We start from the raw sequence: 14,646 nt of genomic DNA, 5'->3' as shown, positions 1-14,646 counted from the left end.
GGTCTTGCGGCGTGCGCCTAACCGGCTACGGGCTCAAGGATGGATCTTCAGAAGATAAAAGCACTGATCGACCTGCTGGCGGAATCGCCGCTTGACAGGCTCGAGGTGATCGAGGGCGAGGAACGGGTCAAGCTTGTCAAGGCAAAACGTCGTGGCGGCCGCGGCGCTGTGCAACGGGGCGAAGACCGCTCCGCTGCGCCGCTTCCGGGCGAGCGGCAAGAGAGGGGAGAGCCGTTCGATGAGACGACAAATGCCGTCGACACCACCCGCGCAGCAACCAGTGCGCGGAGCGCCACGGCGGCGACGGCCGACACACCGCAGATCGTTCGCGCACCGATGTTCGGCATCGTTCACCTCACGCCGTCGCCGGGTGAAGCGCCGTTCGTGCAGGTGGGCGACTCGGTCGTAGAAGGGCAGGTGCTGTGCACGATCGAAGCGATGAAGATGTTCAACGCGATCGAGTGCGATTGCCGCGGCACGCTATACGAGGTGCTCGTCGCGCCCGGTAGCGAAGTCGAATCGGGTCAACCGCTCTTTCGCATCGGCTGATCGACCATGTTCAACAAGGTACTGATTGCCAATCGCGGCGAAATTGCGCTTCGCATCCAGCGTGCGTGTCACGAACTGGGGCTCAAGACGGTCGCCGTCTATTCCGAGCCGGACGCCGATGCGCGCTACGTTCGGCTGGCCGATGAGGCGCTATGCATCGGTCCCGCATCGCCGGGTCAGAGCTATCTGAGCCATGCCGCGATTCTGTTTGCGGCTCACGTGAGCGGAGCAGAAGCGATTCATCCCGGTTACGGGTTCCTCTCCGAGAACGCGGACTTTGCCGCTGAAGTTGAAGCGGCGGGGCTCACCTTCATCGGCCCGGCGCCGCATTCCATCCGCACGATGGGCGACAAGGTCGCCGCCAAGCGCGCGATGCGCGCAGCAGGCGTGCCTTGTGTGCCGGGGCCGGACGGCGGCCTGCCGGACGATCCCGAACTCATCATGCGGATCGCGGAAGAGATCGGCTTTCCCGTGATCGTGAAGGCGGCAGGGGGCGGCGGCGGGCGTGGCATGCGGGTCGTGCGCGAGCCCGATCAGCTGCTGGAGGCGGTCACCGTGACGCGTGAGGAAGCTCGCCGCGCGTTTGGCAAGCCCGAGCTTTACGTTGAGAAATTCCTCCAGTATCCGCGCCATGTCGAAATCCAGGTCCTGTGCGATACGCACGGCAACGCTTTGTGGCTTGGCTCACGCGACTGCTCGCTGCAACGCCGGCATCAGAAAGTGCTGGAGGAGGCGCCCGCGCCGGGCATCGATCCGGAGCTGATTCGCCATGTAGGCGAACGCTGCGCGCAAGCGTGCCGGCAGATCGGCTACCGCGGAGCGGGCACCTTCGAATTTCTGTTCGAAGATGGCTGCTTCTACTTCATCGAAATGAATACACGGCTGCAGGTTGAACACCCCGTGACCGAAATGACCTCGGGCATTGACATCGTGCGAGAGCAGATTCGCATCGCACAAGGTCATGCATTGAGTGCGAGTCAGCGCGATATCCGCACGCAAGGGCACGCTTTTGAATGCCGGATCAACGCGGAAGATCCGTTTTCGTTCGTGCCTTGCCCGGGCAAGGTCGAGGTGTGGGAATTGCCCGGTGGCAACGGCGTCCGCGTGGATTCCCACATTAGCAGCGGTTCCGTCGTCCCGCCCTATTACGACTCGCTGATCGCCAAGGTCATCACGCACGGCGACACGCGTGACGAGGCGTTGACACGCATGCGTGCCGCGCTGTCGGAACTGCGCATCGAAGGCATCCGTACCAACGTGCCGCTGCATCGGGCGATGCTCGGCGACGAGGGCTTCCGGGCAGGCGGGGTCGATATACATCATCTCGAGCGCTGGCTCGCAGAAAGGGAGCAGGCATGACGCTGACCATTGAGCACGCGTCGATGGGTGACGCGGCTACATCCCGTGGGCGTCAGCGGAATGCCACGAGGGCGGCACCCGCGATGAACCGCGACGAATCGGAGCAACAGTTGACCATCAGCATGTTGGGGACAACGGCCATGCTGTTCGAAGCGCCGGGCGCACTCGATCTGCCGGCGCAACGGCGCATCTGGTCGCTCGCCCGCGAAGTCGAGTCATGGCCGGGCGTGCGCGAAGCGGTGCCGGGCGTCACCAATCTGATGCTGACGTTCGTCACGCCGCCTGCCGACCCCGACTCGCTCGCCGACGCGTTGCGCGACGCATGGACGGCCGCAGGCGAGTTGCAGATCGAAGGCAAGGTCGTCGAGTTACCCGTCGTGTACGGCGGCGAGTTCGGGCCGCACCTGCAGGATGTCGTCGACCACACGGGACTGTCCGTCGACGAGGTCGTGCGCTTGCACTGCGCGCCGCTTTATACCGTCTATGCGTTGGGCAGCCATCCGGGGTACTGCTATCTCGGGGGGATGGACCCGCGCATCGCCACGCCGCGCCGCAAGGTGCCCGTGCTGCGCCTGCCCGGCGGCGCGGTGTCGATCGGCGGCGTGCAAACGGGCGTGTCGGCGTCGACGGGGCCAAGCGGCTGGAACACCATCGGCCATACGTCGATGGTGTTCTTCGATCCATCGCGAGACACCCCGGCGACGCTCGCACCCGGCGACATGATCCGTTTTTGCGTCGAGAGGATTATCCGATGATCGAGGTACTGTCTTCATCCGCGCTCGCCACGGTGCAGGACCATGGCCGCGAGGGCTATCTGCGCTACGGTGTCGGTACGGCGGGCGCGATGGACCGGCTGGCGCTGGCGGTCGGCAATCTGCTGCTCGGCAATCCCGACGACGCAGCCGCTATCGAAATTCCGATGTTCCCCTTTCGCATCCGCTTTCTCGATGACCTCGACTTCGCCATTACGGGCGCCGATTGCGCCGCGCGGCTGGGTGATAAACCCGTGCTGCCCTGGTGGACGACGCATGCAAGAAAGGGCGATGTGTTGACCATCGGCGTGCCGAATAACGGCACGCGGTGCTATCTGTCGCTCGCGGGCGGCGTCGATGTTCCTGTCGTGCTCGGTTCGCGCAGCACGCAGTTGCGTGGCCAGTTCGGCGGCTACGAAGGCCGTCAGTTGCTCAAGGGCGATGTTCTCAAGGCAATCGGCTTCATTCACCGCGCCGAAACCGATGAAGCGGTGCGCAGCGCGGGCTTCGGCATGGTACCGCCCGAACATGCGTTGCCCGTGCCGGTGTCCACGCCATGCGCTGAAGTGGGCGATACGGTAGTGCGCGTGCTGCCCGCGGCCGAATACGACTGCTATCAGCCGGAATCGATCGAAGCGTTCTGGCGCGAAGGATGGAAAGTCACGACGCAGAGCGACCGGTACGGTTATCGGCTAGCGGGTCCACCGCTGGAGCCGGTGCGCCACATCGAAAAGCGCTCGCACGGCATCGTGCCTGGCGTGATCCAGGTGCCGCACAGCGGCCAGCCGATCATTCAGTTGCGCGACGCGCAGCCATCGGGCGGTTATCCGAAGATCGGCACGGTGATCGAAGCGGATCTGTGGCGGCTCGCTCAGGCGCGTATCGGGACGAAGATCCGTTTTGCCCGGGCGACGTATCAGGAAGCCGTCGCCGCACTGGACGAACTCGAGCATTACCTCACGCGGGTCCGCCATCTCATAGGACTCTTTCGTTCCTCCAGACACTGAAACATGACACAGAAAATCGAAGTGGACCTCGGGGAGATTCGGCAGATCACAGCGTGGCTGGCCGCGAGCGATATCGGGTTCATCGAGGTCAGCAAGCCTGGCGCAACCGTGCGTCTGAAGGTCGACGATGGGCATCGTAGTGGCAAGGACACGCTGAGAGAGCCATCGGCGTCATTGGCATCGGCATCTGCGACGCGCACAGACAGCGCACAGGATGCCCGCCCGCACGCTGTCAGCGTGACGGCCAAAACGACGGGCATCTTTCTCCCGGCGCATCCGGCGCGTGCAGCGCCGCTCGTCGAAGGCGGCGCTCACGTTGCACAGGGCGATGTAATTGGGCTGCTGCAGATTGCGCATTTGTGTGTGCCCGTGGTCGCGCCGGTTGCGGGCGTGGTGACGCAACCGCTCGTCGCGCATGGTGTGACAGTGGGCTATGGCACGCCGTTGTTCGAGATTGTGCCGATAGCCTAAATGCATCGCGATGGATGGCATCCGATAGAAAACGGAGAATGGATTGTGGAAATAGATCTCAACGCCGATCTCGGCGAAGGCTTCGGACCGTACCGGATGGGCGAGGACGAAGCGATGCTCGATGTCGTGTCGTCCGCGAACGTGGCATGCGGTTTTCACGCGGGCGATCCCGTCATCATGGATAGAACGGTGCGTCTCGCGCTCGCGCGCCAGATCGAAGTGGGCGCGCATGTCGGCTTTCCCGATATGCTCGGTTTCGGCCGTCGGCAGATTCAGGCCGATCCGCTGGAACTGGCGAACTATGTCGTCTATCAGATGGGCGCGCTTGCTGGTATCGCGAAGCGGGCGGGGCATCGCGTCACGCATATGAGCTTTCATGGCGCGCTCGGCAATATGGCTGCGGCGTCGTACGAGCTGGCCGAGCCGCTGGTGCGAGCCGTGGCGGAATTCGACCGCGACCTGATCATCAGCGTATCCACGAACACGGAGATCGAGCGCGCGGCGGACCGCATCGGCATTCGCACGGCGAACACGTTTCTCGCCGACCGCGCCTACGACGATCAGGGAGCGCTCGTGTCGCGCAAGCTCGAAGGCGCCGTCATCAAGGACCGTGCGGCTGTGATGGCGCGCGTCCAGACGCTGCTCGAAGATGGCACGATCACGACCATCACCGGCAACAAGCTCAAGGTGAAGGTTCAGTCGATCCTGCTGCACGGCGATACGCCCGGCGCCGTCGAACTCGCACGCGCGGTGCGCGGCTCGATCGAAGCGGCGGGCGGCCGGGTGGTGCCCGTATCCAAGGTCGTTCGATAGCGGCGCAGCGTGGCAAATCGGGTAAAGGCAATCCATAAGCGGGCCTTATCGCTACACATCCAATCCGTCTTTGCCCCGTGTTTTCACGACGTATACATTCTTAACAGACGTATCGCCCATCTCGCTGAGCGATACGCAGAACTCGAGACAGAGGTCATTCATGCCGTTTTCAGACTATAAGACTGCGCTCGTGACGGGCGCTTCCACGGGTATGGGCGCGGCGATCGTCGAGCGATTCTGTCGCGAAGGACTCGAAGTGCACGCGCTGGCACGCAGTGCCGATCGCCTGAATGAACTGGCGGCGCGCACCGGCTGCATTCCGCATGCGATCGACGTCAGTGATCTGCCGGCTGTGACGAAACTGACGCAGGAGGTGCCGTTCGACATCGTCGTCAACAATGCGGGCGTGTCGCGCAAGGGCTCGATTCTGGACGCAGGCGTCGAGGACATCGACGTTCAGGTTGAAGTCAACCTGCAGGCGGTGCTGCATATCGTTCGGCTGACGATGCCGGGCATGGTCGCGCGCGATCGTGGCCATATCGTCAATATCAGCTCGATTGCGGCTATCTATAACTTCAACGGCAATTCGATCTATCACGCGACTAAGGCAGCGATCCATGCGTTGTCGCGACAGTTGCGCGTCGATGCGACGGGCAAGCGCGTGCGCGTGACGGAGATTTGTCCCGGCCGCGTCGCCACCGATATTTTTGGTCACGTCCACGGCAACATCGACGAGGCGCGCAAGCAGTTCATCGACGGCTTCGAACTGCCGACACCGGAAGACATCGCCGACGCGATTGCGTTCGCCATCGCCGCACCGCTCGCGGTGAATATCAGCAACATGGAAATTTTGCCCACGCTGCAGGTGCCAGGCGGGCTCACGACGATCAAGCGGGGGCCCGCTGGGCAGGCTGGGTAGGCGATCCGACATGACTGCGAAGCGGCCGCGCTGGTGGACTTTCAATCAACACAGAGTTTGACAAGGAGATCTTTCATGCGTGTACCGGTACTCGTGACCCGCGCGTCGTTTCCCGACATCGTCGATCGCCTGCGCGCGAACTTCGATGTCACCGACAATCCGGACGACGCGATCTGGACGCAACCGGAACTGATCGCGCGTCTGCAAGGCAAGGTAGGCGCGATGACGGCAGGCAGCGACCGTATCGATGCGACGCTGCTCGATGCCTGTCCCCAACTCAGAGCGGTGTGCAACATCGGGGTCGGCTACAACAACATCGACGTGGACGCATGCACCGCGCGCGGCGTGATCGTGACCAACACGCCGGACGTTCTCACCGATACGACGGCAGATTTTGGCTTTGCGCTGATGATGGCCACCGCGCGGCGCATCGCCGAGTCAGAGCACTATCTGCGCGGAGGCCTCTGGACGAAAACGGGACGCTACGACATGTTCGTCGGCGGTGACTTGCATGGCTCGACACTCGGTATTCTCGGCATGGGCCGCATCGGGCAGGCGATTGCGCGTCGCGGCGCATTCGGATTTAACATGCGCGTGATTTATCACAACCGCTCGCAATTGCCGGCAGCGGTGGAGGAAAGCTGCCGTGCGCACTACGTCGACAAGGCAACGCTGTTGCGCGAGTCCGATCATCTCATCGTTGTAGTGCCGTATTCCTCGAGCTCTCACCATTCAATCGGCGCGGCGGAACTGAAGCAGATGAAGTCGTCGGCGACGCTGACCAACATCGCGCGCGGCGGCGTGGTGGACGATGCCGCGCTGGCCGAGGCGCTCAAGGAGGGCAGCATCGCGGCGGCGGGGCTGGACGTGTTCGAAGGCGAGCCCGTTGTGCATCCCGCGCTGCTCGCGCAGAAAAACGTCGTGCTGACGCCGCATATCGGCAGCGCATCGGTTTCCACGCGGCACGCGATGGCCTCGCTTTGCGTGGACAACCTGATTGCGGCGCTGGGCTGTGGTCCGACGGCGGGCAAGCCGCCGACGCCTGTGAATCCGCAGGTGTTGTCGGGCGCGCTGGAAGAGCGCTAAGAGCCGCATGCGTATGACGTGATGCAAGTCCATGTGCGCTCTCATTACGAGCGCACATGCAAAACGACAAACGAGGTGCCCGTAGAGGCGTCCACATTGGAGACATATCCCATGCCCGACTTCGCTCGAGCCACGGCTGCAAGCCGGTTCAGCCCATCATTCTCGAAACTTATCGCACCAGAGGAAAGGCATCTGCAAGGGCCTTTTTTTGCGAGCTAGTATCGATTCAAGCTTGCAGTCATTGACCGCTTTAGGAGCGACGAGCGGCCTTGCCATGCGTTCAACCAGACCGGGTATGGCCCGATCTGAATCATAGGGACGTACAACATGAAACTTCATTTTGACCTTGCAACCGTGCTGCAGGGCGATTACGGGGCGTTGTTTCTCCATGGCATGGAGCTCACGCTCGCGATGGCGGCGTTGGCGTGGGTGTTTTCGATGATCGTTGGCATTCTTCTGACGTTGATTCGGATGACAAACCTCCGTCCTGCGAGAGCCTTCGTTGCGAGTTTCGTTGCCTATCACCGTAACGTTCCAATGCTGGTTCAAATCCTGTTCTGGTATTTCGGGATCTCGAACATTCTGCCGGAGCAGGTGCAGGCGCTGCTGAATAACTATAACGGCCAGTTCATCTTCGCCGTGATCGCGATCGGACTTTGCAGCGCAGCTTATCTGTCAGAGGACATTCGCAGCGGCCTGCGCGCCATTCCTTATGGCCAGTTCGAAGCGTCGCGCGCGCTGGGTCTGAATTTCTTCAGTGCAATGCGTTACGTCGTGCTGCCGCAAGCGCTGCGCAAGGCGATTCCGCCGATGATCAATCACACCGTGCTGCTCTTCAAGAACACGAGTCTCGCGATGGCGATAGGCGCAGCGGAACTCACTTACGTGACGCGTCAAATCGAAAACGAGACGTTCCTCTCTTTTGAATCCTACTTCGTCGCCACGGTGGTCTACCTCGGCATCTCGCTTGTCATCATGCTCTGCGGAGCACGGATTGCGGCGCATTACCGTATTCCAGGAGTCAGGTGATCATGTTCGAAATCCTGCGTGATAACTGGACGCTTCTGCTCATCGGGCAGTATCCGCACGGCCCGCTAGGCGGCGTCGTGTTGACTATCCTGCTTTCGCTGTCGGCACTCGTTATCGCCTTTCCACTCGGCATTCTGGTTGCGCTCGCACGGATCAGCCCGTTCGCCGTGCTGCGCGCGCCTGCCACCGGTCTTGTCTATATGGTGCGTGGCGTGCCGCTCCTGATGGTGATCTTCTGGGTGTATTTCCTTGTGCCCGTGCTTACCGGTTATCCCGTCACCGGCTTCGTCACGATGTTGTGCGCACTGGTGGTCTACGACTCGGCCTATCTCGGCGAAATTATCCGCGCGGGCATTGAAGGGCTGCCGCGCGGGCAAATGGAAGCGTCGCGTGCGCTCGGCTTGAGCTACATAAAGACGATGCGCGCCGTGATCCTGCCGCAGGCGCTGTACAACGTCGTGCCAAGCATGGTCACGCAGTTCGTATCGACGATCAAGGAGACATCGCTTGGCTACATTATCAACGTCCAGGAAATTTCGTTCGCAGCCGACCAGATCAACAACCGGCTGCTGACCAAGCCGTTTCCTGTCTACCTGATTCTTGCGCTGAGCTATTTCGCGCTGTGCTATGCGTTGACACAGTTCGCCCAGTTCCTTGAACGACGCGTGACCCGCAAGCGGGCAGGCGCTCGCGTCGCGAAGACGAAGGCGAGTGCAGTCGCGCTAGCCGATCCATTGCCTGGCAAGAACTAGGCGTTCACTCAATTCGAGGTGTCGCATGATCAAGTTTTCCGGCGTCAACAAATGGTACGGCGAGTATCACGCGCTCGTGGATGTGAATGCCGAAGTGCGTAAAGGCGAAGTGGTCGTCGTGTGCGGGCCTTCGGGGTCGGGAAAGTCGACGCTGATCCGCACCGTCAATCGTCTCGAGGAAATCAACCGAGGGCAGATCTTTTTCGACGGCCAGAACATTCACGACAGGAAGATCGGGCTGAATGCCTATCGCAGCCGTATCGGTTTCGTATTCCAGCAGTTCAATCTCTTTCCGCATCTCTCCGTGCTCGACAACATCACGCTTTCGCCGATGCGTGTGAACGGACTCAAGCGCGCCGAGGCGGAGCGTAAAGCGTCGGAACTGCTGTCGCGCGTCGGTCTGTCGAGCAAGGCGAATGCATACCCTGCGCAATTGTCGGGCGGTCAGCAGCAGCGCGTCGCGATTGCACGGGCGCTGGCGATGGACCCGCCCGCCATGCTGTTTGACGAACCTACCAGCGCGCTCGACCCGGAAATGGTGGGGGAAGTACTGAACGTGATGAAAAGCCTCGCCCAGGAAGGCATGACGATGATGTGTGTTACGCACGAGATGGGCTTTGCACGTGAGGTCGCGGACCGCGTGTGGTTCATGGATGCCGGCCAGATGCTCGAAACGGCGACGCCTGACGAGTTCTTCTCTCGTCCGAAGCACGCGCGGGCACAACGATTCCTGTCGGATCTACGCACGCATTAGACGAGGCGGCAGGCCTTGACGAGCGAGATCGATGCAGCTCGATCGGCAGTTGATTACCCAACATAAACTTCAGGAGTTTGGAAATGCAGGTAAAGAAGATTTGCGCGGGAATATTGATCGCGTGTGGCGCGCTCGCGTGGATTGCGCCGGCTCACGCCGATCAGTTGGCCGATATCAAGAGCCGTGGTGAAATCACCTGCGGCGTGTACTCGAATGTCGAGCCGTTTTCGTATCCGAATGCGCAGACGAGGCAACTGGAAGGCATGGATGTGGACCTGTGCAATGCCGTCGCAAAACAGATTGGCGTCAAGGCGAAGCTCGAACCGCTGGCCGTCGAAGCGCGCATTCCGCAACTGAAGCTGGGGCGCGTCGATATTGTCGTCGCGAATCTGGCCTATACCAAAACGCGCGCGACGCAGATCGACTTCAGCGATTCGTACTATTCGACCAAAGAAGTGCTAGTGGTGAAGAAAGCCGACGCGAACAAGAAACTCGCTGACTTCACGGGACAAAAGATCAGTGCCGCCGACGGCTCGACGTCCGCACAGTCGATTCCGATTTCGATCAAGGGCGGAGAGGCCGTCACGTTCCATGATACGAGTTCGGCCTTCCTTGCACTGGAGCAGAACAAGGTGAAGGGCTTTGTCACGAATCAGATGACGGCTACGAAGATCGCGAAGCAGGTGGAAGGCACGGACGGCGCCGTCGCGATCGTGTCGGAGCCGATGCTGATCGAGCCGATTGCAGTCGGTTTGCGGCAGAACGAGCCGGCGTTGCTGGGCGCGGTCAACAAGGCGCTTGAAGCAATGGAGCAAAGCGGCGAGATGAGCAGCATCTTCGAGAAGTGGCTCGGACCGAAGACGCCTTACGGACTCACGCGAACCGAGAAGGTGACGCCGATCAATCAGCTCAAGTTCACGCCGGTGTCCTGAAGTGGCATATAAGGTCGTGGTGATGGGCGTGTCGGGATCGGGCAAGTCGACACTCGCGCGCCGTCTCGCTCAGGCGCTCAACGGTAGCTTCGTCGAAGGGGACGACCATCACGCGGAGGAAAGTCGGGATAAGATGCGCCGAGGCATTGCGTTGTGCGACAGTGATCGCGAACCCTGGTTGGATCGGTTGTCGGCATGTATGCACACGAAGGCCGACACGACTGTCCTCTCGTGTTCTGCGTTGAAACGAAGCTACCGTGCGCGCTTGCGCGCCAGCGTGGACGACCTGAATTTCGTGTTCCTCGACATCTCGTTGTCTGAAGCCATCGAACGAGTCTCGCAACGACGTGGCCATGAGTTTCCGGCCTCTCTGGTTGCCGATCAGTTCGCGGCGCTGGAGTCGCCGGCCGGTGAAGGCCGCGTGCTGTGTCTGTCTGCCGGGCAGGCGCTCGGACGCAATGTCGCCGAGGCCGTGCGATGGATCCGCGCGGAGACGGAACAGAGTGTAGGGCACTGAATGAACAAGGAGTCGAGTTGAAAAACAATCTGGAGATGTTCGATCTTTCTGGCCGCCGTGCGCTGGTCACAGGATCGAGTACGGGAATTGGCTTTGCCCTCGCCAAGGGACTGGCGAGCGCGGGCGCGGAAGTCGTGCTGAATGCGCGCAACGAGGCGCGCCTGGCGGAAGCCGTCGGGCGTTTGCGCAAAGAAGGCGCAACAGTCCGTGCAGCAAGATTCGACGTGACGTCGCCCGAGGAAGTCAAGGCGGCCGTCGCGGGTATCGAGCAGGATGTCGGCGCAATCGACATCCTTGTCAACAATGCCGGGATGCAGCGCCGCGCGCCGCTCGAGCAGTTCTCGCACGAACAGTGGGAAGAACTGATGAAGACCAACGTCGAGAGCGTGTTTCTGGTGGGCCAGACGGTCGCGCGGTACATGATCGAGCGCAAGCGCGGCAAGATCATCAACATCTGTTCAGTACAGAGCGAGCTGGGTCGTCCGAGCATTGCTGCTTATACCGCGAGCAAAGGCGCAGTGAAGATGCTGACCAAAGGCATGGCGATCGACTGGGGCCAGCACGGCATCCAAGCGAACGGCCTGGGGCCCGGGTACTTCAAGACTGAATTGACGGAAGCGCTCGTGAACGACGAGAAATTCAGCAGCTGGTTGATTGGCCGTACGCCTTCGCGTCGCTGGGGCGATGTTGAGGATCTTGTCGGCGCGGCGGTGTTTCTGGCGAGCAATGCGTCGAACTTCGTCAACGGTCATATTCTGTATGTGGATGGTGGCGTGACGGCAACGCTCTAGCTTCGTGCCGCTACCTGATTCAATCAACCTCCTGTCGGGGTTTGCTAGACTGCGGCGCATTGACGCCAGAAGCAATCGTCGACGTCATTACGCCGTTCGAAGAGACGCACTGGAGTACAGCGAGATGACCGTGCGCGATGCTGACGGACGTGTTTGGCGACTTCAGGCGCCGGCCAAGGCTGATTGATAAGGAGGGTCCATGAGCGAAGTACGGGACGACGGCCCGGAGAGCACAGCCGCACGGGTCGCATTGTGGCGAGCCCTTCATGTTCGGATCGATGCACCGCCGCACGTGCTCGATGACGAGATTGGTCTTCGGCTGCTTGCACCGGATCCCGGCTGGCGGCAGCGTGGCGACATGAATCCCGAGTTCACTCGCCCATTTCGCGCATCGATCGTCGCGCGCGCTCGCTTCATCGAGGATTTTGTCGTCGAGCAAGCAGCGCACGGACTAACGCAGTACGTGATCCTAGGTGCTGGCCTCGACAGCTTTGCGCAGCGACGGCCGGACATTGCCGCTGGCTTGACGGTCTTCGAAGTCGATCGACCCGGCCCGCAGAGGTGGAAGCGTCGGCGCTTGACTGACCTCGGCTTCGGCGTGCCCGATTGGTTGCGTTTCGTGCCCGTCGACTTCGAAGCGGGCGGATCGTGGCGAGAGGGGCTGGCGGCAGCCGGCTTCGATACAGGCAAGCCGGCCGTCGTAGTCTCGACGGGCGTCAGCATGTATCTGACGAAGGAGGCAAACGCGGCGGCGCTGCGTGAAGTCGCGGCGCTCGCACCCGGGTCGACGCTTGCAATGACATTCCTGCTTCCGCTGGAATTGGCGGACCCGGACGTGCGGCCGGGGCTCGAAATGGCCGCCAAGGGTGCGCAAGCGAGCGGCACGCCGTTCATCAGCTTCTTCACGCCGGCACAGATGTTGGAATTGGCCAAGGAGAGTGGCTTCACGGCCGCACTGCACGTGTCGGCAGACGACCTGACGCAGCGCTACTTCGCCGGCCGATCCGACGGCCTTCGTCCACCGAGCAACGCCGAAGAACTGCTAATCGCGACGACGTAGCTCAGAAGGCCACACGAACTACGACGAATATGGCCGCTCCCGCGGCGATCAGCAACAGCGCATTGATGCGCGTGCGCATCACGCAGACGGTCGAAACGGCTGCAAGCGCACGCGCCAACCATCCGCCTTCGAGTCCCTGCAGCAGCACATAGACCGAAGCGAGCAGCATGCCGGCCGCCACCGGCCGCAGTCCCGCTTCGAGCGCGATCTGCCAGCGCGCGCCTTGATGACGTCGCCAAAGGTGAGCGACACCGTAGATGAGGAACGCCGTCGGGCCGAATAGCGCGAGCGTCGCAATGACAGCGCCCCAAAGTCCCGCGACCTGCCAGCCGATCAGCGTCGCTAGCAGCGAGCCCGGGCCCGGCGCCATTCGCGCAATGGCGAAGTCGTTCATGAATTGGTCGGTCGTCATCCAATGATGGACATCGACCACCTGCCGCTGGATGTCCGCGATGATGGTTTGCCCGCCGCCGATCGTGGCGATCGAAAGCGGTGCGAATAGGGCGGCCAGTGCCGCGTAACGGCTGCTGCTCGACATCAGCGTTCGGCTCCCGACGATGCCGAGCCTGCACGCCAGTACTCGAGCGCAACGCTCACGCTTCCCGCGGCCAATACCGTCCAGACGAGCGGCCAATGCAGGAAGGCCACCGCGATGAACGTCAGGGCCGCCACCAAGAAGGGAAATATGCGGTGCGGCAGACGGCGCACGGCGGTTAGTGCCATCGATATCGATAGCCCGATCGCGGCAGCGGCTGCGCCTGCGAGCGCGACATGCGTCAAGGCGAAACGCGTGAGCGCCGAGAACAATACGCCGAGCAAGATAATGAGAAAGGCCGGAGGAATAATGATGCCGGCAAAGCCGGCGACCGCGCCGCGCCAACCGCACAAACGATAGCCGATCCAGATCGCGAGGTTTTTCACATTGACGCCCGGGAGCGCTTGAGAGAGCGCCAGGCCGTTGAGAAACTCATCTTCGTCGATCCAATGGCGTACGTCGACGAACTCGCGCATCATCCGACCGCTGAGGCCGCCGCCAAAACTGGTCAGCCCGATCTGCGAAAAAACCAGAAAAAGCATCGACACACCGGGGCGAGGCGCGCCGCTCGTCAGCGGCTCAGACGGATCGGCGGGTTTCGGGTCGAGCATGGATTTCGCTGGCTGTGATGAAACGACTGCGATGGTACCGCCGATGCCTGACGATTTGCTTCCGGCTCCTTTGCGGGCCATGACCGGTGGTCGAAGCGTAGAAAGGGGCGGTCATCAAGCTCGGCACGTGCGTTGATGATGGGCGGCTGCTTCAGTTCGACAAATCTCATGGCACGGACCAGGCTGGCTTGCCTCACGTTTCCTTGCAAAGGAAGCGGCGGCGGATAAGCGCGATTCGCATCGAGGTCGCTGTCGGCGTCGTCCGACGTCTCGGAGGACAGCGCTTGTCCGACACTGATACCCAACGTAAACCCTTCGCTTTCGAAGTAGTCGGTGAACGACAGAAACTGCAGGAACCAGACTATGCAGAGGACCGCGAGTGTCCCCATCGCCATGAGCGAAGCCCCGAAAAACGTTCTGTTCAATGGTTTGCTCCCTTGTACCGTGAGATTTGCCCCACGTCGCGAGCGTAATGGTGCCGGTATTCCTTGGGGTCGCAAGGCAAAAATACGGCGATCTTCGGCGTGGTGATTACAAAATCTTGCCCATTCTCGAATAGGCTCAATCGCCGCAGCGGCTAAAGAGCGCACCAGCCTGAGCCGCCCAGCCTGGGCTGCGGGATGCACGCCAACGTCGCGTCAAATCTGAAATCAATTGCTCGCCTTCCTTTGCACGCGCCATGGCAAGGCAACTGACGATCTGGGATAAT

The 14,646-nt window shown here is 61.5% G+C and carries 18 protein-coding genes and 1 pseudogene; 16 read left to right on the top strand and 3 right to left on the bottom strand.

Going from position 1 to position 14,646, the window contains the following annotated elements; all coding sequences use genetic code 11:
* Nucleotides 1–39 precede the first annotated feature (39 nt).
* From C9I57_RS11070 to C9I57_RS10995, 16 genes and pseudogenes are all read left to right on the top strand, one after another.
* Nucleotides 40–549, top strand: a complete 510-nt coding sequence (locus tag C9I57_RS11070) for an acetyl-CoA carboxylase biotin carboxyl carrier protein (RefSeq protein WP_107150735.1) — start codon at nt 40–42, stop codon at nt 547–549.
* A 6-nt stretch (nt 550–555) separates the two neighbouring features.
* Nucleotides 556–1,908: an acetyl-CoA carboxylase biotin carboxylase subunit gene (accC, locus tag C9I57_RS11065; RefSeq protein WP_107150734.1), complete on the top strand. Its 1,353-nt coding sequence runs from the start codon at nt 556–558 to the stop codon at nt 1,906–1,908.
* Between the two features lie 83 nt (nt 1,909–1,991).
* On the top strand, nt 1,992–2,663 hold the full coding sequence (gene pxpB / locus C9I57_RS11060) for a 5-oxoprolinase subunit PxpB (RefSeq protein ID WP_181321814.1): 672 nt from the start codon (nt 1,992–1,994) through the stop codon (nt 2,661–2,663).
* Nucleotides 2,660–3,667 (top strand): biotin-dependent carboxyltransferase family protein, encoded by a 1,008-nt coding sequence (locus C9I57_RS11055; protein WP_107150731.1) that lies wholly within the window; start codon nt 2,660–2,662, stop codon nt 3,665–3,667. The genes pxpB and C9I57_RS11055 overlap by 4 nt, the downstream gene beginning before the upstream one ends.
* Before the next feature lie 3 nt (nt 3,668–3,670).
* A complete protein-coding gene (locus tag C9I57_RS11050; protein ID WP_107150729.1) occupies nt 3,671–4,138 on the top strand; it encodes a biotin/lipoyl-containing protein in 468 nt (155 codons plus the stop codon).
* Nucleotides 4,139–4,183: 45 nt separating this feature from the next.
* Nucleotides 4,184–4,951: a LamB/YcsF family protein gene (locus C9I57_RS11045; RefSeq protein ID WP_107151041.1), complete on the top strand. Its 768-nt coding sequence runs from the start codon at nt 4,184–4,186 to the stop codon at nt 4,949–4,951.
* A gap of 160 nt (nt 4,952–5,111) precedes the next feature.
* The gene (locus tag C9I57_RS11040; protein ID WP_107150727.1) at nt 5,112–5,870 is read left to right on the top strand and encodes an SDR family oxidoreductase; all 759 of its coding nucleotides are present in this window, start codon (nt 5,112–5,114) and stop codon (nt 5,868–5,870) included.
* Nucleotides 5,871–5,945: 75 nt separating this feature from the next.
* Nucleotides 5,946–6,956 (top strand): 2-hydroxyacid dehydrogenase, encoded by a 1,011-nt coding sequence (locus tag C9I57_RS11035; protein WP_107150725.1) that lies wholly within the window; start codon nt 5,946–5,948, stop codon nt 6,954–6,956.
* Nucleotides 6,957–7,283: 327 nt separating this feature from the next.
* Entirely contained in the window at nt 7,284–7,985 is a 702-nt protein-coding gene (locus C9I57_RS11030; protein ID WP_107150724.1) for an amino acid ABC transporter permease, read from the top strand.
* Between the two features lie 2 nt (nt 7,986–7,987).
* Nucleotides 7,988–8,737, top strand: a complete 750-nt coding sequence (locus C9I57_RS11025; RefSeq protein WP_107150722.1) for an amino acid ABC transporter permease — start codon at nt 7,988–7,990, stop codon at nt 8,735–8,737.
* 25 nt (nt 8,738–8,762) lie between these two features.
* Nucleotides 8,763–9,491: an amino acid ABC transporter ATP-binding protein gene (locus C9I57_RS11020; protein WP_107150720.1), complete on the top strand. Its 729-nt coding sequence runs from the start codon at nt 8,763–8,765 to the stop codon at nt 9,489–9,491.
* Nucleotides 9,492–9,574: 83 nt separating this feature from the next.
* Complete coding sequence (locus C9I57_RS11015) at nt 9,575–10,423, top strand: transporter substrate-binding domain-containing protein (protein WP_107150718.1); 849 nt, start codon at nt 9,575–9,577, stop codon at nt 10,421–10,423.
* Between the two features lies 1 nt (nt 10,424).
* Nucleotides 10,425–10,940 (top strand): gluconokinase, encoded by a 516-nt coding sequence (locus C9I57_RS11010; RefSeq protein ID WP_258187594.1) that lies wholly within the window; start codon nt 10,425–10,427, stop codon nt 10,938–10,940.
* A gap of 35 nt (nt 10,941–10,975) precedes the next feature.
* Nucleotides 10,976–11,731 (top strand): glucose 1-dehydrogenase, encoded by a 756-nt coding sequence (locus tag C9I57_RS11005; RefSeq protein WP_107151039.1) that lies wholly within the window; start codon nt 10,976–10,978, stop codon nt 11,729–11,731.
* A 65-nt stretch (nt 11,732–11,796) separates the two neighbouring features.
* Nucleotides 11,797–11,918: pseudogene (locus tag C9I57_RS33185) on the top strand (VOC family protein); the annotation flags it as partial.
* Between the two features lie 12 nt (nt 11,919–11,930).
* Nucleotides 11,931–12,791 (top strand): class I SAM-dependent methyltransferase, encoded by an 861-nt coding sequence (locus C9I57_RS10995; protein WP_107150716.1) that lies wholly within the window; start codon nt 11,931–11,933, stop codon nt 12,789–12,791.
* Between the two features lies 1 nt (nt 12,792).
* Here C9I57_RS10995 and C9I57_RS10990 read toward each other — a convergent pair whose 3' ends face one another.
* The 3 genes from C9I57_RS10990 to C9I57_RS32410 are packed head-to-tail and all read right to left on the bottom strand — an operon-like array spanning nt 12,793 to nt 14,332.
* Nucleotides 12,793–13,329 carry a chromate transporter gene (locus C9I57_RS10990; RefSeq protein ID WP_107150714.1) on the bottom strand — a complete coding sequence of 179 codons (537 nt, stop codon included), beginning with the start codon at nt 13,327–13,329 and terminating at the stop codon, nt 12,793–12,795.
* Nucleotides 13,329–13,937: a chromate transporter gene (locus tag C9I57_RS10985; RefSeq protein WP_107151038.1), complete on the bottom strand. Its 609-nt coding sequence runs from the start codon at nt 13,935–13,937 to the stop codon at nt 13,329–13,331. Before C9I57_RS10985 ends, C9I57_RS10990 begins: the two co-directional genes overlap by 1 nt.
* Nucleotides 13,898–14,332, bottom strand: coding sequence for a hypothetical protein (locus tag C9I57_RS32410; RefSeq protein WP_146166198.1), 435 nt, complete (start codon nt 14,330–14,332; stop codon nt 13,898–13,900). Before C9I57_RS32410 ends, C9I57_RS10985 begins: the two co-directional genes overlap by 40 nt.
* Nucleotides 14,333–14,646 lie beyond the last annotated feature (314 nt).

Source organism: Trinickia symbiotica, from assembly GCF_003028655.1.
Classification (GTDB): Bacteria; Pseudomonadota; Gammaproteobacteria; order Burkholderiales; family Burkholderiaceae; genus Trinickia; species Trinickia symbiotica_A.
The sequence above is the reverse complement of the archived record's forward strand: the minus strand, read 5'-3'. Positions and strand labels throughout refer to the sequence as shown.